Source organism: Frankia sp. CgKIO3 (assembly GCF_977946435.1).
The window spans coordinates 3,288-4,704 of record NZ_CDWTMO010000234.1 but is presented as its reverse complement, the minus strand read 5'-3'; the positions used below and the strand labels follow the sequence as shown (position 1 = coordinate 4,704).

At 64.7% G+C, this 1,417-nt stretch carries 1 protein-coding gene and 1 pseudogene; one reads left to right on the top strand and one right to left on the bottom strand.

What is annotated here, in order from left to right:
* On the top strand, window positions 1–677 hold a 677-nt coding region (locus AC08OJ_RS18635), incomplete at its 5' end, for a hypothetical protein (RefSeq protein WP_476596415.1).
* Window positions 678–699: 22 nt separating this feature from the next.
* Here AC08OJ_RS18635 and AC08OJ_RS18630 read toward each other — a convergent pair.
* Window positions 700–1,417: pseudogene (locus AC08OJ_RS18630) on the bottom strand (radical SAM protein); the annotation flags it as partial.

The following is a 1,417-nucleotide window of genomic DNA, read 5'->3' as shown; positions in this document are numbered from 1 at the left end:
TATTTAATGACGATCCCCTAGTCGACGCTGCCCGGCGTAACGCTAAGGTCACCGGGGTGATGACTTCGCACCCCACCACCCTGTTGGATCTAGATGCGATCACTGCGAAGAGATGGGCCGACCGCAGCGATTTCCCGGATGTCGAGTTCGACCGCGCGGAGCGCTTCTACACTGCGATGCGCGTTCATGACGAGCGTCTGCAGGCTGTGCGCGCGAAGGCCTCGATGCTCATCGAGCAGTGGACCGGCCGTTGTCCGTGCGATGTCGGCTCGTTCGGTACCAGGCTGAACTTGGAGACCTCCGATCTGGACCTGGGGATCGGCTATCCGGTCGAGCAGCGCGCCGCGTTGATGACAGCACTCGAAGGGCACGCCCCTTTCATCGGCGAGCGCAACACCCGGTTCTCGACGACCCGGCTAGTGTTCGCCTTCACTATGGACGGCGTGGAGATTGACCTGAGCGCGCTGACCGTCGAAGACTTCAGCGTGGCCTGCCGGATGCTCGATCAGATCGAGCAGGCGATGACCTATTCGGAGCGGGTCTGCCACACCTGGGTCAAGCATCTGCTGCGGGAAGCCAGCCGGCTGGAGGACTACGCAGTCTGGAAGCTGGTCACGTATGCCAGGTTCTGCCCGGAGTTTAACTGGGTGCCGATCCCGGAGAAGACTGTCACCTGAATGGTAGGGGCGACCATCGGGGTCAGGTCCCGCAGGCGTCCGCCGCGTTGATCAGCCGCCAGCCCGTCGTGGCCGCCCACCGTCGGTGTTCACGGCGGAGAAAATCGGCGTGTGGGCCGGTCATCTGGCCGCTCAGGTCGTGGACGACGGCCGCCATCCAATCCTGAAGGAGCGCGAAACGCGCGTCGAGGGCGCTGGCGATCCGCGTGGACAATGCCTGCCCACCGTCGGGGTTCTCCGGCTGTGCCTCGATAGCGGCGATCATGTCGCCAAGCACGGCAAACGCGGCGTCCTTCACTACGACCCGTGCCTGCCGCACGCTGGCGCGGACAGGTCCGTCGAGGAGCTTCTCCAGTGACTTGAGAACGTAATCGAAGGCGAAGGTGCGGTCGACCCATCGCTGGGCCCAGTCGGCGGCGACACCGATACGCCGGTCAGCGTAGCGCGCCTCGACCCGGCCCATCGACGGCGTCACCGTCCCGGTCAGCCCCGCTTGGCGGGCTCGGCGGGTGTACGCGGAGCCGATCAAACATTCCATGCCGACCAGGAGGTAGGAGACTCCGTGGTACAGGGGATGACCGGTGGTGGCTTCGGCGGCGAACGCATCGTTACGGACAGCCCGTACGATCTCGGCCGGGGACAGGTGTGGTTGCGGGCGCAGCAGTAGGTCTGTGCGTTTCTGGAAGGCGTGGGTGGCCCGGAGTTCTTCCAGGCTCATCAGCGGGTCGAAGGTGATGTAA